Below are 23,027 nucleotides of genomic sequence, written 5' to 3'. Positions count from 1 at the left end.
GAGCCTTTGGATTAACTTTGGAATAGTTAAAAATTTTTAAATTAGGTAAGCGTTAATAGCTGTGGAGCAACACTATGATAATCAACAGCCATAGCAATACTTAACGCTGTAATATTAATAATTGAAAATGCGAACACTTTACGTGCCCAGCTACTCATATCAATATTACGACGATAACCACGCAGCGCCATTAGCAACCACCAAAAGCTGGTAATACAAGCAACAGCCATAAAGGCAGCACCTGTGTAGCCAGTAATTGGTAGCAACATCACCACCAATGCATATACAGCAATGTAAAGTACGATATGGCGCTTTGCTTTATCAATTCCTTGCGCTACAGGTAATACAGGAATACCTGCAGCTTGGTAATCTTTAAAGCGAAAAATAGCAATGGCATATGAATGCGGCATTTGCCACAAGCTAAACATGACTAGCAGTATTAATGCGCCCATATCGAACTGCCCTGTTACGGCGCAGTAACCAACTACTGGCGGTACAGCGCCAGAGAGACTACCTACAAAAGTGCCATATACTGAGTTGCGTTTCATGTAGAGGCTATAAACCCCTACATAAATTACGTAACCAAAGGCTGCAAAAAATACCGCGGCTTGAGTGGTGTAGGCGATAAGTAAACCAAAGCCCACAACACCCAATAAAATACCGTGACTAAGTGCAGCAAAGGCCGACATTTCGCCCGTTACTGTAACCCGCGTACGAGTACGCGCCATGGCCACATCTATGTCTCTATCTATAACATTATTGATAGCGCAACCTGATGCAACCACTAGCGACAAACCAATTAATGTGGCAATCATTAACCATGGGTCTATATCACCGCGCGAGGCAAGTAAAAACCCGCCCGCTACGCTGATCAAATTGCCCATAATAATACCCGGCTTTGTCACTGATAAATAACGACGAAACATCTTCAACTCCTAGTACATCATCATTGCGTTAGATTCATAAATGATCCAAACAGATAACCCAACAACCATTACGATGATCAGAGCACTGAATAGGAATGAAAAAGTACTTGCACGGCCATCTTCGGTGGTAAAATTAAGGTGTAAAAAGTATTTTAAATGCACCCAAATTTGTACGATTGCTAAAGTAACAATGCTCCAAAGCGTTGTTGCTTTTGAGAAGTCACCTTCCATTACCATGTAAAACGGTATAGCAGTTAAAATTACCGATAGCACAAAGCCAATTAAGTAAGTTTTAACACTGCCATGAGATTCATCATGATGATCACTTTGCGTTTGCTTTAACGCATGCGTTTCGCTGTGGCTCATTACATTGCTCCCATTAAATAAACAACGGTAAATACACAAATCCAGACAATGTCTAAGAAGTGCCAAAATAGGCTTAAGCAGCTTAAACGCGTTACGGTTGCTTTACCTAAGCCGCGTTTAGCAACTTCAATCATCATTATGGTCATCCAAATTAGACCCGCTGTTACATGTAAACCATGTAAGCCAACTAATGAGAAAAACGATGTTAAAAAGGCACTTTGTTGTGGACCATTGCCATGCACAATTAGGTGATGAAATTCGTATACTTCCATACCAATAAACACAGCACCTAAACAAAACGTAACAAATAACCAAGTCAGTGTTAGTGCCTTTTTTTGCCCTTGAGCGGCAATCATGGCAAAACCAAAAGTAATACTACTAATCAGTAGTGCTGCAGTTTCTACTGCTACAAAGTCGAGTTCAAAAATATCTTTACCCGATACGCCACCGGCNCGGCTGTGTTCATAAATAACACAGCGTAAGTGGCAAAAAACGAGGCAAACAGTAGGCAATCGGTCATTAGGTATAACCAAAAACCAAATACGGTATCACCCGAAGTATCGTGGTGATCATGCGCGTGGGCATGATCATCGTGTGATACAGAGTCTAAATTTGCAGAAAGTGTACTCACGCTTTTAACTCCTTAACGCCACTTGAATTATATGCAGCTTCAATGCGTGCAATTTCATCAGGTTGTATATAGTAATCTACATCGCTGGTGTAACAACGTTTGATAAATATGGCAATTCCGCCTACTAGTCCAACAACAGCTAACCACCAAATATGCCAAATCATTGCAAAACAAAATACTGTTAAACTTGCTGCCATTAACACGCCAGCTGATGTGTTTTTAGGCATATGAATAGGGCTGTAGTTTGCTTTATCTTGATATGCTTGACCTTTTTCTTTCATATCGGTCCATGCATCAATATCATCAATATGTGGAATTGTTGCAAAGTTATAAATTTGCGGAGGTGAACTTGTAGCCCACTCAAGTGTGTGGCCGTTCCACGGATCGCCTGTTGTATCGTCAAGCGCTTCACGGTCTCTAAAGCTCACATATAATTGAATTACTTGGCTGATAATACCAAACATAATAATTACAGCACCGCCTGCGGCAATGTATAACCACATGTTCCAATCTGGGTTGTTAGTGTGGTTTAAGCGACGTGTCATACCTAAGAAACCAAGTACGTACAGCGGCATAAATGCTACGAAGAAACCAATAATCCAACACCAAAATGATGCTTTGCCCCATTTTTCATTAAGTTTAAAGCCCATTGCTTTAGGGAACCAAAATACAAAACCGGCCAGGTAACCAAACACAGCACCACCAATAATTGTGTTATGGAAATGTGCAATTAAGAATAAGCTGTTATGCAGTACATAATCGGCGCCAGGAATGGCAAGTAATACACCGGTCATACCGCCTACGGTAAAGGTAACCATAAAGCCAAGAGTCCAAAGTACCGGTACACTTATACGTAATCGACCTCGGTAAATAGTAAATAACCAGTTAAACAACTTAACCCCAGTTGGTACGGCAATAACCATAGTCATTACCCCAAAGAACGCGTTAACGTTAGCACTTGAGCCCATAGTAAAGAAGTGATGTAACCAAACAATAAAGCCTAAAATTGAGATTGCACCGCTGGCATAAACCATCGATTTGTAACCAAACAAACGTTTACCGGCAAAGGTCGAAATAATTTCAGAAAAAATACCAAACGCTGGTAATACTAATATGTATACCTCAGGGTGACCCCATGCCCAAAACAGGTTGATGTACATCATGGCGTTACCGCCCAATTCATTGGTAAAGAAGTGGAAGTCTAGATAACGGTCAAGCGTTAGCATTGCAAGTACAGCAGTTAAAATTGGGAATGATGCTGCAATTAAGATGTTTGCCCATGTACATGCCCATGTAAAAATTGGCATTTTCATTAGGGTCATACCTGGTGCACGCATTTTAAACACGGTTGCTAAAAAGTTTACGGCTGTTAGAAGTGTACCGAGCCCGGATATTTGCAAGGCCCAAATATAATAATCGACCCCCACCCCAGGGCTAAAGGTCAGCTCCGAAAGCGGCGGATATGCCACCCAACCTGTTTTTGCAAATTCACCAAATACAAGTGATAAGTTAATTAAAATTGCACCACTGGCTGTAAACCAAAAACTTAAATTATTTAAAAATGGAAAAGCAACATCGCGAGCACCAATTTGAAGTGGTAATACAATGTTCATTAGACCAATCATAAATGGCATTGCCATAAATATGATCATGATTACGCCGTGGGCAGTAAATATTTGGTCGTAGTGTTCTGGTGGTAAATAACCTGGCGCACCACTGGTAGCAAGTGCCAACTGCGCACGCATCATTATTGCATCAGAAAAACCACGAAACAGCATTATTAGTGCTAAAAGAATATACATTACGCCTAAGCGTTTGTGATCAACAGACGTGATCCAGTCGCGCCAAAGCACGCCCCATTTTTTATACTTTGTAATAAGCCCGGCAATAATAAGCCCAGCTATCGCAATAACCGACATCGTGAACACAAGAATTGGCTCATGAAACGGAATTGCGTCGAGTGAAAGATTACCTAATAACGACATTATTATTCCTCGCCTTGGCTGTGAGATGAAGGCATTGAGTGCTCACTCATTTCATGATGCTTTTTACTCATTTGCCCATGTTCGCCCAATGCATGGTGTTTCATATCGCCATGCGCCTGCATATACTTCATAACAATGGTATGAAATAAGCCGTCATCAACTTTTCCGTAATATGCTACTGGGTTATTTTCACTTGCTTTTGCAAGCTCAACATAATTTGCATGAGTCAGGTTATTAGCGCTTGAATTCGCTTTCACATCACTCACCCACTTATCAAAGTCTGCTTGAGTAGGTGTAGCAATGGCATTAAATTTCATGCCAGTGAAACCTGCGCCGCTGTAATTTGCTGAAAAGCCTTTAAACGTACCTGGCTCATTTGCAATTAAGTGAAGCTTGGTTTCCATCCCAGCCATTGAGTATATTTGACTACCCAATTGCGGAATAAAAAATGAATTCATTGTGCTCTCTGAGGTGATTTTATATTCAACAGGTACATTTGCTGGGAACACTAATTCATTAACCGTAGCAATACCTTGCTCAGGATATATAAATAGCCACTTCCAGTTTAGTGAAACCACTTCAACAGTAAGATGTTCACCTTTACCTTCAATGGGTTTATAGGGGTCTAAGTCTTGGGTAGACTGCCAGGTAATAACACCTAAAATGATTACAATAACAATAGGAACAGCCCAAACAACGGCTTCAATTTTATTTGAATGAGCCCATTTTGGAGCATAAATTTCTTGGTTTTGAGTGTCTCTATATTTCCAAGCGAAATACAAAGTCATCACAATAACGGGAACGACTACAAGCAACATAAGCACGGTTGCGATGATGATTAAATTTTTCTCATCAATGCCTATTTGCCCTTTTGGATCGAGTATCCCGCCTTTACAGCCTGACAACGCCAGCACTGTACTAGCTAAAGCAATATTACAAAGGTTACGAATTAACAAGGGAGTATCCTACAAACCTAGAGTTTCAATTTGCTGCTTAAAATAAAAACCAAAGCAACGATTTTTCAATAAAAACCCAAGTTAACTAGAATTAAATTATAAAAATAAGGGGGCTATTCAAAAAAACCTAAAGCTCATGCCATTAATGACCTAGCAACAAACCCAGCTTTCTAAACGCATTTATATAACGTAATAAAAGTTAACTTGGGTGAGTGGTGGTTGGCTGAAATGTGTTTAAAGAAACACGAAGCTACTTTGTTTTAGCTAACCTTAATTATTTACAGCAAGAACAAATAATTAAAACCAGCAACAAGATGCAGCGTTACAGGCAACCTGTAAAGCTAGGTGGAGCACGACAACCATGTGAAGAGATCACAGGTTGCTGAACTTTAGCCTCGCTAAAAGCAAAGGCTGCTTTACGGAGGATTATGCCAGCACGACGCGCTGGACAAATATGGAACAATAACCAACAAAGGCCAATAAGTAACTGACTTGATATGATCGGATGAGCTAAAAATTGCGCAAGATTAAGTAACAGTGGCTCTACAATAAACCCATCACTTAATAGCGCTTCAAGCTTGAAGGCATCCTCTAATGCACCGCTTAGCAACATTACAGTATTAAACACTAATAAAGTTATAGCTACACACACGCCCTTGCCTGCTTTATTCAAGCGTTCACACGTCTGCGGCTCGCCAGAGGCAAGTTCCGTAGCTGTATGATGCAAAGAAAGTGTGTTCAAAGACATTAACCTACTAAAATGACTATAACAAAATTAGAGTAATACAGTTTGCAATGGAAAAATTTAAAAAACATTGCTGTTGTAAACCCTGAAACCAGGTGCTAAATACAATCAAATCCAGCTAGCACATATTTACCTAGCGAAAATTGATCCGTATCAACCAAACTTTCAAAACTTACTGAAAGTTCGAACGTGAGTATAACAAAGAGAATTTTCTGTTCAACTAAAAATCAATTAATTTGAGTTAAGCTTTCGAAGCTATTTTGTTAATAAAAAATAACACGATAAAAAACATTCGGTTAGCTAAAATAAAAAACGATTTAAAGAGAAATATTTAATAGGATTATAGGTTTTTAGGAGGGAGTAATAATTGTGTGGCACAAATAAAAACAGCCCAAATTCAGTCACCACCGAACTTGAGCCGCCTTTCACACTGACAACATCTTCACACACAATATAAAGATTCTTGGTTTACACTACGTGGCAATTGTAGGGAATAAAAACAACTCAAGCTAAGTCACCACCGAACTTGAGCTGCCTTTCACACTGACAACATCTTCACACACAATATAAAGATTTTTGGTTTACATTACGTGGCAATTGTAAGGAATAAAAACAACTCAAACTCGTTCTTTATGGAAGTGAATCCACCGAACTTGAGTTGCCTTTCACACTGACAACATCTTCACACACAATATAAAGATTTTTGGTTTACACTGCGTGGCAATTGTAGGGAATAAAAACAACTCAAACTCAGTCACCACTGAACTTGAGTTGCCTTTCACACTGACAACATCTTCACACACAATATAAAGATTCTTGGTTTACATTACGTGGCAATTGTAGGGAATAAAAACAACTCAAACTCGTTCTTTATGGAAGTGAATCCACCGAACTTGAGTTGCCTTTCACACTGACAACATCTTCACACACAATATAAAGATTCTTGGCTTACACTGCGTGGCAATTGTAGGGAATAAAAACAACTCAAACTCAGTCACCACCAAACTTGAGTTGCCTTTCACACTGACAACATCTTCACACACAATATAAAGATTCTTTTAAGCGAGGCTAACTTATGCCTCAAGCTTATGACGAGAGCCTTGCTCTTTGTCTATGGTTAAACTTTAGAGTGTTAGCTCCAATTTGACAAACGAGAAAAATAAACCTAATAGGTGAAAAAAACTAAACTATATACCTTTGTCTAATACATTTAGATTGGATTGCTTTGGAAACTATGATGCGAAGGCGTTTTACAGGCACAAAAAAAGCGCTATAAAGCGCTTTTTAATATTTAAGACAGGCTTAAATAATTTGGTTTTCTTTCCAGGCTTGCTCTTTTGCTAAACGGTTTTTGCGTTTATCACATGGATCATCGCAATCACAGGCTTTATCAATACCAACCGAACCTAAACCACCACAGCTGCTTGCCATAGATTTTTTTTGCACGATCATACCAACGGCCATAGCCGAAACTATCAAAATTAGTAAGCCAAAAGTAAGAAGAAAAAGTGACATTGCTTAGCCCCTATTGATCAGCAATAAATTAAACTCAAATATTTTTGAGCGACTGCTATTATATACCCAAATAACACGGAAATAAACAAGTCAGCACCATACTATAAATAAGGCTTAAATGCTGGGCTTGAGTAGGTAACTAAACCCTCTTTTGATTTACCTATTAAATAAACCGGTAAATCATGTTGTTCAGCATAAGCTTGCGCTTTTTGCATCCCCATTACAGTAAGTGCCGTCGCTAAACCATCTGCCGTCATAGCGCTTGGATGAAGCACAGTTACCGACACTAAGTCGTGCTTAATAGGCATACCTGTTGCTGGATCAATTAAGTGGGTATAGATCTCGCCATCCATTTTATAAAAAATACGGTAATCACCCGATGTCGCTATACCACTTGTACCTGGCGATAAGACACGGTGTACCTTACGCTCTCCAGGTTGCGCATCTGGTTGCTCAATCGCGATTTTCCAATCCTGATTATTTGGCTTTTCACCTGCTATACGCAGCTCACCACCAATCTCAACCATGTAATTAGTAATGTCGTGGCTTTCTAATAACTGGGCAACTTTATCAATACCATAGCCCTTAGCTGTTGCCGAAAAAGAAAGCTCCAGTCCATTAACTGTTTTAGCCAGTCCTTGCTCATTTAAGATAAGTTTATCAATGCCTATTTTTTCAACCATACTTGCAAGCTCTTCATCACTTGGGCGATTAGTTGGTTTTTTATCAGGCCCAAAGCCCCATAAATCAATTAAAGGCCCCATTGTTACGTCGAGTGTTTTAGTCGATTCACCCAAGCGAATAGACTCGCTTATAACAGCCCTAAAATCTTCGCTAATTGGCATGACTTGATTTGCAGGTAATCTGTTAAATGTATTTATTTCAGAGTCTTCTATGTAAGTAGACATAGATTGGTTCACATCTTTTAAAACAGCGTCTATTTGCAGCTGTAGTTGTGAAGCCGATAGCTGGGCTTGCTCATCATAATATTTAATATGATAAGTGGTACCCATAGTCTTACCTTCTAAAAAGGTTTCTTTTAACTCTGGCTTTTCACCACACCCAGACAATAATACAGTCAGTGTAATTAGTAAAAAGGCCATTATGCCCTGTGAAGTACTTACTCGATTCATAACAGCTCTACTTAATAGATTGATAAAATTAAAGAATAAAAAAAGCCTCGTAACACAAGTGCTACGAGGCTGGTATTTTAACCAAAACTAAACTGTTTTGGTATTAGTGTTAGCCACCGAAGTCATCTAGTAAGATATTTTCGTCTTCAACACCTAAATCTTTAAGCATAGTAATAACTGCCGCATTCATCATTGGAGGACCACACATGTAGTACTCACAATCTTCAGGCGCTTCGTGATCTTTAAGATAGTTCTCAAATAACACGTTATGGATAAAGCCAGTATAGCCTTCCCAGTTATCTTCAGGCTGTGGATCTGAAAGTGCTGTATGCCATACGAAGTTAGGATTTTCAGCGGCTAGGCCGTCAAAATCTTCTACGTAGAACATTTCACGCTCAGAACGTGCACCATACCAAAAACTCATCTTACGTTTAGAGTTCAAACGTTTAAGTTGGTCAAAGATATGAGAACGCATTGGCGCCATACCAGCACCACCACCAACAAATACCATTTCTGCGTCAGTGTCTTTAGCAAAGAACTCACCAAATGGGCCCGAAATAGTTACCTTGTCGCCTTCTTTAAGTGACCAAATGTACGAAGACATTTTACCACATGGCAAGCTAAGGTTTCTTGGAGGTGGAGCAGCAATACGCACGTTAAGCATAATGATGCCTTCTTCTTCTGGGTAGTTAGCCATTGAGTAAGCACGAATTGTTTCTTCGTCTACTTTTGACTCCAGATCGAAGAAACCAAAATGGTTCCAGTCGCCACGATACTCTTCAGGAACATCGAAATCTGCATATTTAACATGGTGAGGTGGAGCTTCGATTTGGATGTAACCACCCGCACGAAACGGCACTGACTCGCCATCTGGAATTTGCAGCTTAAGTTCTTTGATGAACGTTGCTTTGTTATCATTAGAGATAACTTCACAATCCCATTTCTTAACACCGAAAATTGACTCTTCAAGTTCAATTTCCATGTCATTTTTAACATTTACCTGACACGCTAAACGACAGCCTTCACGGGCTTCACCTTTAGATATGTGATCAAGCTCAGTTGGCAGAATATCACCACCACCTTCTTTAATGTGTACACGACACTGACCACAAGAGCCACCGCCACCACAAGCAGATGATACAAATATACCTGACTCAGATAGTGCGCCTAAAAGCTTACTACCTGCTGATGTTTTAATGGCTTTATCTGGGTCGCCATTAATGCCGATGATAATATCGCCACTTGCAACTAACTGAGATTTAGCACCAATGATGACTAAAACCAGTAGTACAACGATAGCGATAAAAACACCAACGCCTAAGAAAATCTGATAATCCATGATTTATCCTCGCTACCTTTACAGTGAAATACCAGAGAATGACATAAAGCCAAGTCCCATTAAACCAACAGTGATGAAGGTAATACCTAAACCACGTAAGCCGTCAGGTACGTCTGAGTATTTCAGTTTCTCACGGATACCTGCAAGTAATGTAATTGCAAGTGCCCAACCAACACCAGCGCCAATACCATAAACAACAGACTCGCCGAAGTTATAGTTACGCTCAACCATGAATGATACCGCACCAAATATTGCACAGTTAACTGTGATAAGTGGTAAGAAGATACCTAACGCGTTGTATAGTGCAGGGAAAAACTTATCTAACGCCATTTCAAGAATTTGCACAAGTGCTGCAATAACACCAATGAAAGTTAAGAAACGTAAAAAGCTAAGATCTGCATCTGGGTAACCTAACCAAGTTAGTGAACCAGGTGCAAGTACCGCATGATAAACCAAGTTGTTTACAGGTACAGAAATACCCAATACAACTATAACCGCTATACCTAGGCCAATTGATGTAGTTACTTTTTTAGATACCGCTAAAAAAGTACACATGCCTAAGAAGAATGACAACGCTAAGTTCTCAATAAAAACGGCTTTTACAAATAAACTAATATAATGTTCCACTATTTGCCCCTTACGCTTTAGCTTCTACTTGGTCTTTCTTATAAGTACGCAGTACCCATATGAATAAACCAATGATGAAGAATGCACTCGGTGGTAAGATCAATAGACCCATAGGCTGATACCAACCGCCATCTTGTACTAATGGGATAATATCAACACCGAATAGTGAACCCTTACCAAATAGCTCACGAATGAAACCAACAGTAAGTAGTACTACAGAGTAACCTAAGCCGTTACCAATACCGTCAAGGAATGACATAAGTGGTGGCGACTTCATCGCGTATGCTTCAGCACGACCCATTACGATACAGTTAGTAATGATTAGACCAACGAATACAGAAAGCTCTTTTGCAGTAGCATAAGAAAATGCCTGTAATACTTGGTCAACAACGATTACCAATGATGCGATAATTGTCATTTGTACGATGATACGTACAGATGATGGGATCTGGTTACGAATAAGCGAGATAAAGAAGCTCGAAAACGCAGTTACAAGTGTCAATGCGATTGACATAATTAACGCATTTTTTAAGCTAGACGTTACCGCTAGCGCAGAACAAATACCAAGTACTTGTAGTGCGATTGGGTTGTTAGCTAAAACCGGACCGAATAGGACCGCCTTCATTTCTTTAGTATCAGCCATTATTTCAATGCTCCTTTACGTACTTTCGCAAGGAAAGGGCCAAAGCCATTTTCGCCAGTCCAAAAGTCAACTGCATGATCAACACCGTTAGACGTTAATGTAGCACCTGAAAGACCATCGATCTTATGCTCATCATTGCCCGCAGTACCTTTAACAATTTGAATTGGAAGTTCTTTACCTTCCCATGTAGCAGTCCACTGTGGATTTTGGATTTCGCCACCAAGACCTGGGGTTTCATTATGCTTGTAAAAGATAATGCCCTTAACTGTTTCACCATCGCTTTCAAGCGAGATAAAACCGTACATCAAGCCCCATAAGCCGTAGCCTTGGATAGGAAGAATGATTGCATCAACTGAGCCATCTTCTTTTTTAGAGATATACACCGGTGACTCTTTAGTCACACGTTGAATACCAGCAATATCTTTAACGCCTTTCTCTTGAAGAGAAACACTTAGCGCTGCATCATATTTGCTTTTTTCAAAGTCAAAGATTGTTGGGTCTGTATCTACAAACTCACCTGTAGTCATGTTTACAACGCGCGCTTCGATTTTTGCATCAAATGTTTCAAGAACATTTTCAACTTTGTCGATGCCCGCAGCAGCTAAGATATTGCTTTGAATATCTTTGTTTTTATTAGCTTGCTGTAAAGGACGAAGCTGTACAGAAGCAAACGATACAATGATTGCACACACTAAACATAGTGCTACAACAACTGATAACGTTTTGCCGATTGATTCGTTATTACTAGACATTACGTGCCAACCTCCGCTTAATATTAGCCTGCACTACAAAGTGATCGAACAGTGGAGCGAACAAGTTAGCAAATAAGATTGCTAGCATCATGCCTTCTGGGAAAGCAGGATTCACAACACGTATCATAACCACCATAAAGCCAATTAATAGACCATATGCTAATTTACCTTTGTCAGTAAATGCAGCTGATACAGGGTCAGTAGCCATAAAGAACATACCAAACGCAAAGCCACCAAGTACAAAATGCCAATACCAAGGCATTGCAAATACAGGGTTAGTTTCTGAGCCAACAGCATTTAATAAAAATGCAGTTGCTACCATACCTAGGAATACACCTAGTACAATGCGCCAAGAAGCGATACGAACGTAAATTAAGAACAAACCACCTACTAATAATGCAAGTGTAGATGTTTCACCTACAGAACCTTGAATGAAACCATAAAACGCATTCCACCATAATTCCATGTTTGCAAAGTCAAGTGTGCCAGCAAATGCTTGGCCTAGCATAGTTGCACCAGAGAAAGAATCTACTGCTGTCCATACTGTGTCACCTGAGATTTGAGCTGGGTATGCAAAGAATAAAAATGCACGACCGGCTAAAGCAGGGTTTAAGAAGTTACGGCCAGTACCACCAAAGATTTCTTTAGCGATTACCACACCAAACGTAATACCTAACGCAACTTGCCATAAAGGAATAGTTGCTGGCAAAATAAGTGCGAATAATACAGAAGTAACGAAGAAACCTTCGTTAATTTCATGCTTACGCACTGAAGCAAATATAACTTCCCAGAAACCACCTACTGCAAATGTTACAGCGTAGATAGGTAAGAAGAAACATGCTCCATAGAACATCTTAGCGCCCCAGCCTGCATCAGCGGTTAACTCGCCACCGAATAACTGGAACAAACCAACTTGCCACGTGTTTGCTAGTTCAAAACCTTGTGCTAAAGCACCAGCGGCCTGATGACCGATATTGAACATACCAAAAAACATAGCTGGGAACGTCGCCATCCACACTAAAATCATCATACGTTTTAGGTCGATGTTATCGCGTACGTGTGTCGCGCCTTTATTTACGTAGCCTGGTGTATAAAAAATAGTTGCAGCTGCTTCATACAGTGCATAAAACTTTTCATATTTACCACCGGCTTCAAAATTCGGCTCGATATCTTCTAGATATTTTTTTAAACCCATCTCTCTAGCCTTCCTTCTCGATCGTAGTTAAGCAATCGCGTAGGATAGAACCATACTCGTATTTGCCTGGACAAACGAAGGTACATAACGCTAAATCTTCTTCATCAAGTTCAAGCGCGCCCAATGAAATTGCACTGTCTAAATCACGTGCAATTAAGTCACGTAATAATAGAGTAGGCAAAATATCTAACGGCATTACGCGCTCGTAGCTACCAATTGGTACCATGGCACGTTTTGAACCACCTGTTGACGTTGTCATTTTAAATAAACGACTTGGTGCAAGGTGAGAAAGGAATGTACGCGTTACAGAGAATTTATCACTACCTGGTGCAATCCAGCCAAACAATTCTTTTTCGCGACCTTCAAGTAAAACAGATACTTGAACGTGGTAACGACCTAAGAATGCATGAACACCGTTTGAAATAGAACCCGATAGAACAGAACCAGAAATAACGCGGTTATCTCCGTCTTCTAACTCACCAGCCACTAAATCATCCAATGAAGCACCTAATTGTGTTTTCACTAAACGTGGGTTTTTAACGCGAGGACCTGCAAGCGAAATAACACGATTTGTGTAAATTTCACCAGTAAGGAATAAGTGACCATACGCAATAACGTCTTGGTAACCAATATGCCAAACTTGTTTGCTAACAGAAACTGCATCAAGATGATGGATATGAGTGCCAACGAGGCCAGCCGGATGCACACCACCAAACTCATGTACTTCTACTTGAGCTATAGATGAGCTAGGAACTTGGCTGCCTGCTTTTTTACACACAAATACTTTGCCATCGGTCAAACGCGAAACAACTGCAAGACCCGCTTCAAATGCTTGCGCATTTTCTGCAATAATTACTGCAGGATCTGCAGCTAATGGGTTTGTGTCGATTGCGGTCACAAAAATAGAACTAGGATTTGCATCCACAGCCGCTACTTTGCTGAATGGGCGAACACGAAGTGCTGTCCATTGACCAGACTGGATAAGTACTTCTTTGGCTTTTTCGCGCTCTAAGCTCGGAAGCTCGTCTGCTTTGAAAGAGTCAAAGGTGATTTGCTCACTGCCTGCTACTTCAATAACAACAGATTGCAGCACACGTTTAGCACCACGATTTATTTCTTTTACTGTACCAGAAGCTGGAGCAGTAAATAGGACGCCTGGGTTCTTTTTATCTTCAAAAAGTACCTGGCCTTTTTTGACTTGGTCATCCACACGAACATGCATGGTTGGACGCATACCGATAAACTCTTCGCCAAGCACAGCTACACGTTTGACAGCAGAACCGTCATGTATAACTTGCTGTGGCGCGCCCTCTAAGGGTAAATCCAGACCTTTTTTTATGTTGATCATACGCACTTGCATTACATTAAAGGAAAGAAACTGAAAAATCGTATCAACCACGTCGCCATTTGAGTTATTCCAAGTTATATCAAGGTACAAAAGAGCAGCTTGCTAGAGATATCAAACAAGCAACGTAGTAAAACTCATCACATATTGTCGAGATTTTAACATCATTTTAGATGACTATGCGAGTGTATTTATGAAAATTATACGACAGAAACACTTATTTAGTTTTGTTAAGTGAATTAAATAAAAATCAAGCTAGACCAAAGTGGTAGCCTAAGCAATTATCATTCCTGATTTCATCGTAAATTCAACAAATCGCATAATACAAAAAAAGCCGCGATAGCGGCTTTTATAACTAGGGCCTGTTGACCTTTCAGGATTAAAATTTGTTCAATCTAGGGGCTATTTAATCGCGGCGTGAGGTTTGTAACCTAGTGGGCTAAGTAAAAACCAAGCAACAAAGAGTAAATAGCCCCTAGGCAGAACCCTTTGGGCAGCGCATGTTTGGCATTTATTCCACGTCATCGCCCATTTATGGGGAATAACCACACTACATAGGCTCTGTCTTGCCTAAATACCAAACAGGCTGCTGCAAATTTAACCTCGAAAGATAAACAGGCCCTAAGTTCTGTTAGTCAATCATATTGGCAATTGGCTTAACTGAATCTACATCTTGATCGTAGTCAACACTATCTATACCAAAACCAAATAAGCGTAAAAACTCATTATGGTAACCAACATAATCTGTTAGCTCATCAATGCTGCTCGTATCTACTTTATCCCAAACAGCTTGCACGCGAGCTTGTACATCGTCTTCTAGCTCTTTGTAGTTTTGGAATAAATGTCCACCGTCGTCAAAGCGAGGAGATTCACCATACAAGTTTTCACTAAATAAAGCGTGAATTTGCTCAATAGTGCCTTCGTATGTGCCATCTGCTTTCATAACTTTAAATAAAGCAGAGATATATAACGGCATAATAGGAATAGCAGAACTTGCTTGCGTTACCACAGCATTAAGTGATGAAACATATGCCTCACCATTTAAATCTTTTGTTGATTCTTTAATAGCAGCGGTTGCACGGTCTAAATCTTCTTTAGCCTTACCAATAGTAGCGTGTCCGTATATTGGCCATGTTAGCTCTTTACCAATATAAGTGTACGCAGTCGTTTTAAAGTTATCGGCTAATACATCCGCTTCTTTTAATGCGTCAATCCACATTTCCCAATCTTCACCGCCCATTACTTTAATGGTGTTGTCGATATCGTCTTGGTTTGCAGCTTCAACAGTAATTTCATCAATTTCACGCTTTGATGTATTTAAGTTTTTAGTAGTAACGGCACTGCCAATTGGTTTAAGCGTAGATGAGTAAACTTCGCCCGTATTTGGGTCTGTACGACGAGGAGACGCTAAGCTGTAAATAATACAATCTACTTTGCCCAAATCTGCTTTAATAGTGTCGATTGCTTTTTGTTTAATTTCGTTAGAAAACGCATCGCCATTAATATTTTTAGACCAAAGGCCTGCTTCGTCTGCTGCATCTTGAAAAGCAGCGGTATTGTACCAACCAGCAGAGCCTGTTTTGCGTTCTGTACCTTCTTTTTCAAAGAAAATACCTAATGTTTTAGCACCACCACCAAACGCTGCTGTAATGCGCGAAGCCAAGCCGTAGCCTGTTGATGCGCCAATAACTAATACATTTTTTGGTGCATTTTTTAATGCGCCTTGTTGTTTTACATAGTTAATTTGTTCTTGAACATGCTCTGCACAACCAGCTGGATGTGCGTTTGTGCAGATAAATCCACGAATTTTAGGCTTAATGACCATTGATCATCCTATATCTTTTACAATAAAAATTAGCGCTAGTTTAAAGGCTAATACTAAAAACACTGATCTGATCAGTTAACCACAAGTGTAACAATCAAATCGCTATTAATTATTTAAGCTAATTTAGAGCCGCCCATACAATTAGGTGAATCAGGTGCCTCGCCGCCCTGCTCTGTATACTCATCGGGTGTATATGTATGAATTGCGAGTGCATGAATATGATTTGCTAATTCATCTTTTAGAATTTCATTAATTTCACGATGGCGCTGCAATAAACGTTTACCTGTAAAACCTTCGCTAACCACTATTACTTTAAAGTGTGATTCAGTGCCCGCACTGTGCATATGGCTTTCGTTAATTACGTTTAAATGTTTACACGCAATAGCGTTGCTTATTTTTTCTTGGATCTGTTGCTGCATTGACATAAAAGACCGTTTTAATTAGCTAATTTATACACTTACTATAACAATTTAACGCAGCGCTTGGCTAACTAAATTGCTTTTGTTTAATGTCCTTAATAAATCGGTAAGTTAAACTTATTCGAGGATGTGCAAGCGTTGTTTGTTTAGGTATTGCATGTTGATAATCTCGCTGGCTATGTCCATTCATTATTAAACAGCTGCCACTTTGTAATTTTAAGTCGGTTACTTTATTGCTCGCCTTGTGCTTTAACTTTAGAACCCGATCAGCTCCTAGCGAGACACACACAATTGTTGGTTTATCACCAAGCTCTATTTCATCATCACTGTGCCAGCCCATCGTATCATTACCATCTCGGTAATAATTAACGAGTAATGAGTTTAGAGGCTGATTTAAGTGCGCCTCTAAACGCCTTCTCATATTAAGTAACAATTCATCCCATGGCTCTACTATTTGCTTACTACTTGAATAGCCGTATTCAATATTCAAATCGCTCATGAAGCATTGTAGCCGTGGAATAGGCCCCGTTTTACCATAAACAGTTACATCGGGTTGCTGCCAACGTAGGTTTTTTTGCAAATAATAAAATAGATCGAGGCTTTTTTGTGCACTAAGTGCCCTACTTTGATAAGAAAAGCCATTTGGTAACTGTTGGGGGTTGGCGTTTTGCCGTTGCATGTTAGAATTTACCTACATTAGATTACTGATCAACGAACCATTATGACGACGCAAGCCCAGCTAGGCGATAAAACCTTTACTCTTGAACGCTTTCCTTTGGATCAAAAAAACCGCAGCTTACAAGCGTGGGATTCGGCAGATGAGTACCTTATCAATTATGTTAACGAACATCACCCTGATTGTCGCTCATTGCTTATTTTAAACGATAGCTTTGGTGCGCTTGCTTGTTATTTTAATAAGTTAACGGTTTGTTCAGTTAACGATTCTTATATTAGCCACCAAGCTGCGGCTTATAACTTACAAGAAAACAAGCTGCCTACAGCAGAGTTTACGCAAGTAGATAGTTTGTCGGCATTACCGCAGGATGTTGATTTAGTACTTATTAAAATCCCTCGTAATTTAGGTTTTTTACAGTTTCAGTTAAGTGAGCTCAGTGAAGTCCTTGCACCTGGTACGCCAGTAATTGCTGCAGGTAAAACAAAAGAAATTCATAACTCAACAATAAAATCATTTGAGCAATTTATTGGTGAAACAAAAACTAGCCTAGCAGTTAAAAAATCACGTCTAATATTAAGCAATGCTAAAGGCGGATATAAAGCAGCAGACTTCCCTGTAACGTGGGAGCTTGAAGGTACTGAGTTTAATATAACAAACCATGCAAATGTGTTTTCGCGTGATTCGTTAGATATTGGTGCACGCTTCTTTTTTAACTACTTACCAGAAACACCAAAAGCTAAAAGCATTATTGATTTAGGCTGTGGTAACGGGGTTGTTGGATTAATGACGCTTGCTCGTTGCCCTAATGCATCAGTTACTTTTGTTGATGAGTCTTACATGGCAGTAGAGTCGGCTCGGTTAAATGTAGAAATTAACCTAGGCGATAAGTTTGATAACTGCGAGTTCATCGAAAACGACTGTTTAACAGGCTTTGAAAGAGACAGTGTAGATATGGTGCTTTGTAACCCTCCATTTCACCAAGCTCAGGCCGTTACCGACCATATTGCTTGGCAAATGTTTAAACAAGCAAAAGATACTTTAAAAGAAGGCGGCGAGCTGCGTATTATTGGTAATCGTCATTTAGATTATCATGATAAATTAAACCGTATGTTTGGCAACTGTAAGTTGCTAGGTTCAAACAAAAAGTTTGTCGTTTTAAGTGCAACAAAAAATAGTGGAATGCTATAAATGAAATTAACAAACATTATAATTGGGTATTGTGTATTACTGATACTTGCTGGCTGCGCGAATCAGCCTAGCCAAGTAATACTTAACCCAGTTTATAAAAATGGTCAAATTAGCACTATAAATAGTAGCTTAAGTACTAGTGTAATTGATTTACGTGGCGATACATCAACACTTAAACTTATTGAGTCAGACAAAACTAAAACCTTTGCAAGCCAAGGTATTACCAGCTCTATTAAAAGTGTGTTAGACAGCGCCCTAAGCCGCAATGGAGCCAGTATTTCTAACTTAGCAACGGTTCGCTTTGAAGTAGATATTCATGCATTGCAAGCTGTTGTAACCGAAAAGCTAGTGAGCCATACCAGCGAAGCCCACATAGAACTTGGCGTGCGTGTTATTCGCGCCTCAAGTAACTTTAGTAAAGTGTATAGAGGTAGTGCTAATTTAGAAGGCCCATTTAGTCATGAGCAAGCAAAAATAGAAGGTCAACTCAATAAGTTGACTGAGCAAGTTATTACCCGCATTGTATCTGACCCTGAATTAATAGAATTTTTAGAAGGTTAACTATGAAACGACTTTTTTTAATCTGCTTAGGCTTATTCTTTAGTGTAAGTAGCTTAGCAGCCCAAGAAGGCCGCTTTGTGCAAAAGGACAACATTTTTCCACGCGTAGAAATTGTAACGTCAATGGGTAGCATCGTGGTTGAGCTGGATCGCTCTAAAGCGCCCATCACAGTCAATAATTTTTTAACTTACGTGTCAGACAAAAGTTATCAAGGCAGCGTTTTTCACCGTATTGAGCGCGATGTAGAAAATGATCGCGACTTTGTTATTCAAGGTGGCGGTTACGATAAAGACTATGATGGCCTACATGAAAATGACCCTATTTTTAATGAAAGCGGCAACGGTTTAAAAAACGATATGTATAGCATTGCTATGGCCTATCAAGATAGACAACCGCACTCAGGAACTCGCCAATTCTTTTTTAATATGGATAATAACGATCACTTAAATCCAGGGAAAGATTGGGGCTTTGCAGTATTTGGTAGCGTAATGGATGGTTACGACACGCTTGATAAAATTATGACTGTTGAAACCGGTTTTAATGAGAAAATTGGCTACGATTTCGTACCTAAAAAACCTGTTGTCATCTTAAATATTAAAGTACTTGAACAAGTCCCACTATAATTTTTTAAGAGCAGCCTAGCTGCTCTGCATCAAAGCCAATGAAGGCCCTATGAGCAAATCTCTCTCTATTAGCGAATATTTTTCTTACTTTAAAGACAAACGCTTAATCCACATTTTCATATTTGGTATGAGTAGCGGTTTTCCGTGGGTTTTAATTGGCTCTGTTATGTCTGCTTGGCTAAAAGATGAGGGGCTAAGTCGCAGTATGATAGGCCTATTTGGCATTGTATTTGGCGCTTACAGCATAAACTTTTTGTGGTCACCACTCATTGACCGTACAAAACTTCCTATTTTATATAAATGGCTAGGCCAGCGTCGCAGTTGGATACTATTTTGCCAAAGTTTTATTTTTATTGGCACCTTGCTATTAGCAGGGCTTGATTTAAAAGCTAATTTGGCAATTGTTGCTGCGATTTGTTTATTAATCGCCATTGCTTCGGCTACTCAAGACATTGCTATTGATGCCTTTAGAATAGACACCCTAAGCGAAAGCGAATCACACAAAGCAACCGCTGCAGCCGCAATGGCAACTTCGGGTTGGTGGACAGGTTATGCACTTTTAGGCGCCATTCCATTTTACATGGCCGATATACCCTCGCTCGACTGGCCACAAATTTATTACTTTTTAGCTGCCGTAATGCTGCTGTTAATGAGTGGAGCACTGTTTGCAAAAGAGCCCGAAACTAACCGCGAAGCAGTACATGCTGAACTTGAGCGTGTGTACCTTGAAAAACTGTCCTCTACAAAACAAACTCCTTTAACAAAAACTGTTGCGTGGCTTGCGGTAACCGTTATTGATCCCTTTAGAGCTTTTTTTAATAAAAATGGCGTTAAAACAGCACTAGCATTACTTGCGTTTATTTTCTTATTTAAAATAGGCGAAGCGTTTTTAGGGCGCATGTCGATTGTGTTTTATAAAGAAATTGGTTTTAGCAATAGCGATATAGCTACATTTTCGAAGGTAGGTACAGCGGTACTTACAATCATATTTACCTTTGTTGGCAGTTTATTTAATCAAAAATATGGCATTGTTAAGGGTTTATTTGTAAGTGGTATTGCAATGGCTGCTTCAAACTTAGCCTTTTCGTGGATTGCTTTAGCTGGCCCTGACCTAAGGCTGTATGCCTTTGCTATTGTTATTGATGGCTTTACGCAAGCGTGGTCGTTGGTCGCTATGGTGGCCTTTATATCGATGTTATGCGATAGAGCATTTAGTGCAACGCACTATGCATTACTGGCGTCATTAGGGAATTTAGGACGAACATTGCTTTCAAGCTACAGTGGTGTAGTAATTGATGATTGGTTAATGGGAAATTGGTCGCTGTTCTTTATTTTAACAGCCTTAATGGTTTTACCTTCGTTGATATTTTTATATCTGATTAGGCATAAGTTGTATGAGCTTGAGAAGAATTACCACAAAAATATTTAATGCATCCCTGCATTAACATATTGCTTAGCACTATCAAGTGCCCCTTAAAGTGTACTAAGCAATTATTGAGTTAATCTACTTTTAGCAAGCTAAGTGCTTCATGTGGATCAACTTCTAGAGCTGTACAATAGCGAACAAACTCAATGACATCTAAACGGCGTTCTTGATTTTCAATCTTGCCGATAAATGAATGAGGCGTTCCAAGCACTTGTGCTAGGCTTCGCATTGTATGACCCTTTTCATGGCGCTTGGTTTTAAGCCACTTTGTTAGCTTTGCATTTTCTTCAGAAGAAACTGTTTTGCCCATCATTTTACATCTCCTACTAGATGATTTGACGTACCCATTAAAGCAGTAGTTTCCATCAATAGCCGTAGGCAGGTAAGCAGTCATACTTTCAATAGCAAGCTATTGCTTAATAAAGCATGTGTTGCTACTCACTCCACCAACACAGCTAAAAACTACGCTAATAATATGGTAAAGATTTGTTTTTATTGAGAATGAAATTTTGCCCGTCTCATTCTTGGATACATTATATACTATTAACACTTTGGTTAAATAATTAATTACATACTCGGTACAAAATCAACCTGAACGAACATTTATAAACACTGAATATTTGACCTAAGTTATCAGAAAATATTAAAAAAATAATATTACCTTCATAAAACAGCTTAAAAATATTTATAACATATTTGTTCCTTTTTAATGTTACACGTTTATTATTAAGCAATAATTTGCACTAAAAAGGCCAAGTAATGTTCAGACTTCTTTTTTTATTACCTATCGTGTTGTGTTTAGGTTGGTACTTTTTTTTGCGCCACAACGGCGTACCAATTAAACAAGGTAAAAAAGGCTTTATGTATATTTTAGCGTTTTCAGCCTTTGTACTCGGCTTTTTTGTATTGATAATGCAAATTACCGAATACGCACCAACTGATTTATAGGCATTAAAAAAGCCGCAAAAGCGGCTTTATTCTATTTAGCGTTTGGCTGTTAAACGCTAAAGCTTGCACCACAACCACAGGTTGTTGTTGCATTTGGATTAGATACAAAAAAGCGTGCACCTTCTAATCCTTCAGTGTAATCAACCTCACCATCAACCAAATATTGAATGCTCATTGGATCAATAACGAGTGTTACACCATTTTTTACAATTTCTAAATCGCCAGGATTCGCTTTTTCATCAAAAGTAAAACCATATTGAAAACCAGAACAACCACCGCCTGTTACATAAACACGCAGTTTTAAGTCTGGGTTTTCTTCTTCGTCGATTAACTGTTTAACACGAACAGCAGCCGCATCGCTGAACTTAATTGGTAATTCTTCAGACATTTTAAAACCCTCAATATCGCAATGGCGTGATTATCTAATACCCGAGTGTTTTAATCAAGTATAGTAAAACAACTCTTTCCTCTAAGTTATATCTATAAATTAGTAAAAAAGTGGCCAAACATTAACTAGCTAAAATAATACTTAAGCAAACTAAAAGCGACCTTTATACGCTATAAACTCATTAAATATTTTAGTTATAGGCAATAGGTCTTAATCTTCACTGCAAATTGTTAATATAAGTTACGAAAATTTCAAAATCACAAGGACTTAGCTAAACTCTTTTGCTAAAATGCTGCTGAAAAATACAGCGAGGAATTATGCATGTGGCTTGAGCAACTCAGGCGTCGGCTGGCAAAACCTAAAACATCTGTACAATTATGCTTATTAGGCGTAGTTGCCGGATTAATTGCTGCATTTTTTATTATTTTATTTCGCTTAACCATTCTGTTTTTCCAAAGCTTATTTTTAGAAACACCTGACGACTTTACTACCCTACCAACACTTGAACGTGTACTAATGCCTTTAGTTGCTGCATTACTAATAGCCACGTTTGCTGCCTTTACTGGGTTTAAACATTACCGCTTGGGTATCCCCTTTGTTATACACAGAATTAAACGTCACTACGGGCAAATGCCTTTATACAATACGGTTAATCAATTTGTTGGTGGCGCACTTGCTCTCATTAGCGGTTTTTCAGTTGGCCGAGAAGGGCCTTCCGTGCATATGGGCGCAACGGGGGCGAGTATTTTGGCAGATAAGCTGCATTTACCGCATAATGCCATGCGTACTCTAAGTGGTTGTGGAGTAGCGGCAGG

The 23,027-nt window shown here is 39.3% G+C and carries 24 protein-coding genes and 1 pseudogene; 6 read left to right on the top strand and 19 right to left on the bottom strand.

Annotated features, from left to right (window positions below; translation table 11 throughout):
* Positions 1-41: 41 nt before the first annotated feature.
* The 17 genes and pseudogenes from cyoE to L652_RS0114675 form a co-directional block, all read right to left on the bottom strand.
* Positions 42-926: a heme o synthase gene (gene cyoE / locus L652_RS0114755; RefSeq protein ID WP_002958102.1), complete on the bottom strand. Its 885-nt coding sequence runs from the start codon at positions 924-926 to the stop codon at positions 42-44.
* Between the two features lie 9 nt (positions 927-935).
* On the bottom strand, positions 936-1,292 hold the full coding sequence (gene cyoD / locus L652_RS0114750) for a cytochrome o ubiquinol oxidase subunit IV (protein ID WP_002958101.1): 357 nt from the start codon (positions 1,290-1,292) through the stop codon (positions 936-938).
* Positions 1,292-1,923, bottom strand: a pseudogene (gene cyoC, locus L652_RS01000000123870) (cytochrome o ubiquinol oxidase subunit III). The gene cyoD and the pseudogene cyoC overlap by 1 nt, the downstream one beginning before the upstream one ends.
* Positions 1,920-3,908, bottom strand: a complete 1,989-nt coding sequence (cyoB, locus tag L652_RS0114740; RefSeq protein ID WP_024596558.1) for a cytochrome o ubiquinol oxidase subunit I — start codon at positions 3,906-3,908, stop codon at positions 1,920-1,922. The pseudogene cyoC and the gene cyoB overlap by 4 nt, the downstream one beginning before the upstream one ends.
* A 2-nt stretch (positions 3,909-3,910) precedes the next feature.
* Positions 3,911-4,864, bottom strand: coding sequence for a ubiquinol oxidase subunit II (cyoA, locus tag L652_RS0114735; RefSeq protein ID WP_024596559.1), 954 nt, complete (start codon positions 4,862-4,864; stop codon positions 3,911-3,913).
* Positions 4,865-5,186: 322 nt separating this feature from the next.
* Positions 5,187-5,606: a hypothetical protein gene (locus L652_RS0114730; protein WP_024596560.1), complete on the bottom strand. Its 420-nt coding sequence runs from the start codon at positions 5,604-5,606 to the stop codon at positions 5,187-5,189.
* A 1,305-nt stretch (positions 5,607-6,911) separates the two neighbouring features.
* Positions 6,912-7,124, bottom strand: a complete 213-nt coding sequence (nqrM, locus tag L652_RS0114725; RefSeq protein ID WP_007376137.1) for a (Na+)-NQR maturation NqrM — start codon at positions 7,122-7,124, stop codon at positions 6,912-6,914.
* A 101-nt stretch (positions 7,125-7,225) separates the two neighbouring features.
* Positions 7,226-8,257, bottom strand: a complete 1,032-nt coding sequence (locus tag L652_RS0114720; RefSeq protein WP_024596561.1) for an FAD:protein FMN transferase — start codon at positions 8,255-8,257, stop codon at positions 7,226-7,228.
* A 109-nt stretch (positions 8,258-8,366) separates the two neighbouring features.
* A complete protein-coding gene (gene nqrF / locus L652_RS0114715) occupies positions 8,367-9,596 on the bottom strand; it encodes an NADH:ubiquinone reductase (Na(+)-transporting) subunit F (RefSeq protein WP_002958895.1) in 1,230 nt (409 codons plus the stop codon).
* An 18-nt stretch (positions 9,597-9,614) separates the two neighbouring features.
* Positions 9,615-10,223, bottom strand: a complete 609-nt coding sequence (nqrE, locus tag L652_RS0114710; RefSeq protein ID WP_002958896.1) for an NADH:ubiquinone reductase (Na(+)-transporting) subunit E — start codon at positions 10,221-10,223, stop codon at positions 9,615-9,617.
* A 10-nt stretch (positions 10,224-10,233) separates the two neighbouring features.
* Positions 10,234-10,866 carry an NADH:ubiquinone reductase (Na(+)-transporting) subunit D gene (locus L652_RS0114705; protein ID WP_002958897.1) on the bottom strand — a complete coding sequence of 211 codons (633 nt, stop codon included), beginning with the start codon at positions 10,864-10,866 and terminating at the stop codon, positions 10,234-10,236.
* Positions 10,866-11,618 carry a Na(+)-translocating NADH-quinone reductase subunit C gene (locus tag L652_RS0114700; protein ID WP_002958898.1) on the bottom strand — a complete coding sequence of 251 codons (753 nt, stop codon included), beginning with the start codon at positions 11,616-11,618 and terminating at the stop codon, positions 10,866-10,868. The genes L652_RS0114705 and L652_RS0114700 overlap by 1 nt, the downstream gene beginning before the upstream one ends.
* Complete coding sequence (locus L652_RS0114695) at positions 11,611-12,813, bottom strand: NADH:ubiquinone reductase (Na(+)-transporting) subunit B (protein ID WP_002958899.1); 1,203 nt, start codon at positions 12,811-12,813, stop codon at positions 11,611-11,613. Before L652_RS0114695 ends, L652_RS0114700 begins: the two co-directional genes overlap by 8 nt.
* Before the next feature lie 4 nt (positions 12,814-12,817).
* Positions 12,818-14,161 (bottom strand): Na(+)-translocating NADH-quinone reductase subunit A, encoded by a 1,344-nt coding sequence (locus tag L652_RS0114690; protein ID WP_024596562.1) that lies wholly within the window; start codon positions 14,159-14,161, stop codon positions 12,818-12,820.
* Positions 14,162-14,789: 628 nt separating this feature from the next.
* On the bottom strand, positions 14,790-15,983 hold the full coding sequence (gene fabV / locus L652_RS0114685; protein ID WP_024596563.1) for an enoyl-ACP reductase FabV: 1,194 nt from the start codon (positions 15,981-15,983) through the stop codon (positions 14,790-14,792).
* 113 nt (positions 15,984-16,096) lie between these two features.
* Positions 16,097-16,408: a BolA/IbaG family iron-sulfur metabolism protein gene (locus L652_RS0114680; RefSeq protein ID WP_024596564.1), complete on the bottom strand. Its 312-nt coding sequence runs from the start codon at positions 16,406-16,408 to the stop codon at positions 16,097-16,099.
* A 61-nt stretch (positions 16,409-16,469) separates the two neighbouring features.
* Positions 16,470-17,081 carry an alpha-ketoglutarate-dependent dioxygenase AlkB gene (locus tag L652_RS0114675; protein ID WP_024596565.1) on the bottom strand — a complete coding sequence of 204 codons (612 nt, stop codon included), beginning with the start codon at positions 17,079-17,081 and terminating at the stop codon, positions 16,470-16,472.
* A 42-nt stretch (positions 17,082-17,123) separates the two neighbouring features.
* On the opposite strand from L652_RS0114675, the gene L652_RS0114670 reads away from it, so the two are divergent.
* The 4 genes from L652_RS0114670 to L652_RS0114655 are packed head-to-tail and all read left to right on the top strand — an operon-like array spanning position 17,124 to position 20,879.
* Positions 17,124-18,266: a methyltransferase gene (locus L652_RS0114670; RefSeq protein ID WP_024596566.1), complete on the top strand. Its 1,143-nt coding sequence runs from the start codon at positions 17,124-17,126 to the stop codon at positions 18,264-18,266.
* On the top strand, positions 18,267-18,827 hold the full coding sequence (locus L652_RS0114665) for a YajG family lipoprotein (RefSeq protein WP_024596567.1): 561 nt from the start codon (positions 18,267-18,269) through the stop codon (positions 18,825-18,827). It abuts the gene before it with no gap.
* Positions 18,828-18,829: 2 nt separating this feature from the next.
* Entirely contained in the window at positions 18,830-19,450 is a 621-nt protein-coding gene (locus L652_RS0114660) for a peptidylprolyl isomerase (protein WP_002958906.1), read from the top strand.
* 49 nt (positions 19,451-19,499) lie between these two features.
* Complete coding sequence (locus tag L652_RS0114655) at positions 19,500-20,879, top strand: MFS transporter (RefSeq protein ID WP_024596568.1); 1,380 nt, start codon at positions 19,500-19,502, stop codon at positions 20,877-20,879.
* Positions 20,880-20,949: 70 nt separating this feature from the next.
* Here the strand turns inward: L652_RS0114655 and L652_RS0114650 are convergent, their stop codons facing one another.
* Positions 20,950-21,189, bottom strand: coding sequence for a helix-turn-helix transcriptional regulator (locus L652_RS0114650; protein WP_002958908.1), 240 nt, complete (start codon positions 21,187-21,189; stop codon positions 20,950-20,952).
* Between the two features lie 446 nt (positions 21,190-21,635).
* On the opposite strand from L652_RS0114650, the gene L652_RS0114645 reads away from it, so the two are divergent.
* Positions 21,636-21,824, top strand: a complete 189-nt coding sequence (locus L652_RS0114645; RefSeq protein ID WP_024596569.1) for a hypothetical protein — start codon at positions 21,636-21,638, stop codon at positions 21,822-21,824.
* Positions 21,825-21,873: 49 nt separating this feature from the next.
* On the opposite strand, the gene erpA is transcribed toward L652_RS0114645, so the two are convergent.
* On the bottom strand, positions 21,874-22,212 hold the full coding sequence (gene erpA / locus L652_RS0114640; RefSeq protein ID WP_002958911.1) for an iron-sulfur cluster insertion protein ErpA: 339 nt from the start codon (positions 22,210-22,212) through the stop codon (positions 21,874-21,876).
* Between the two features lie 321 nt (positions 22,213-22,533).
* On the opposite strand from erpA, the gene L652_RS0114635 reads away from it, so the two are divergent.
* Positions 22,534-23,027: chloride channel protein (locus L652_RS0114635; RefSeq protein WP_024596570.1), on the top strand; the 494-nt coding region annotated here is incomplete at its 3' end.

It is taken from the genome of Pseudoalteromonas sp. TB25, from assembly GCF_000497995.1.
Taxonomy (GTDB): domain Bacteria; phylum Pseudomonadota; class Gammaproteobacteria; order Enterobacterales; family Alteromonadaceae; genus Pseudoalteromonas; species Pseudoalteromonas distincta.
This window is presented reverse-complemented; position numbering and strand designations above follow the sequence as displayed.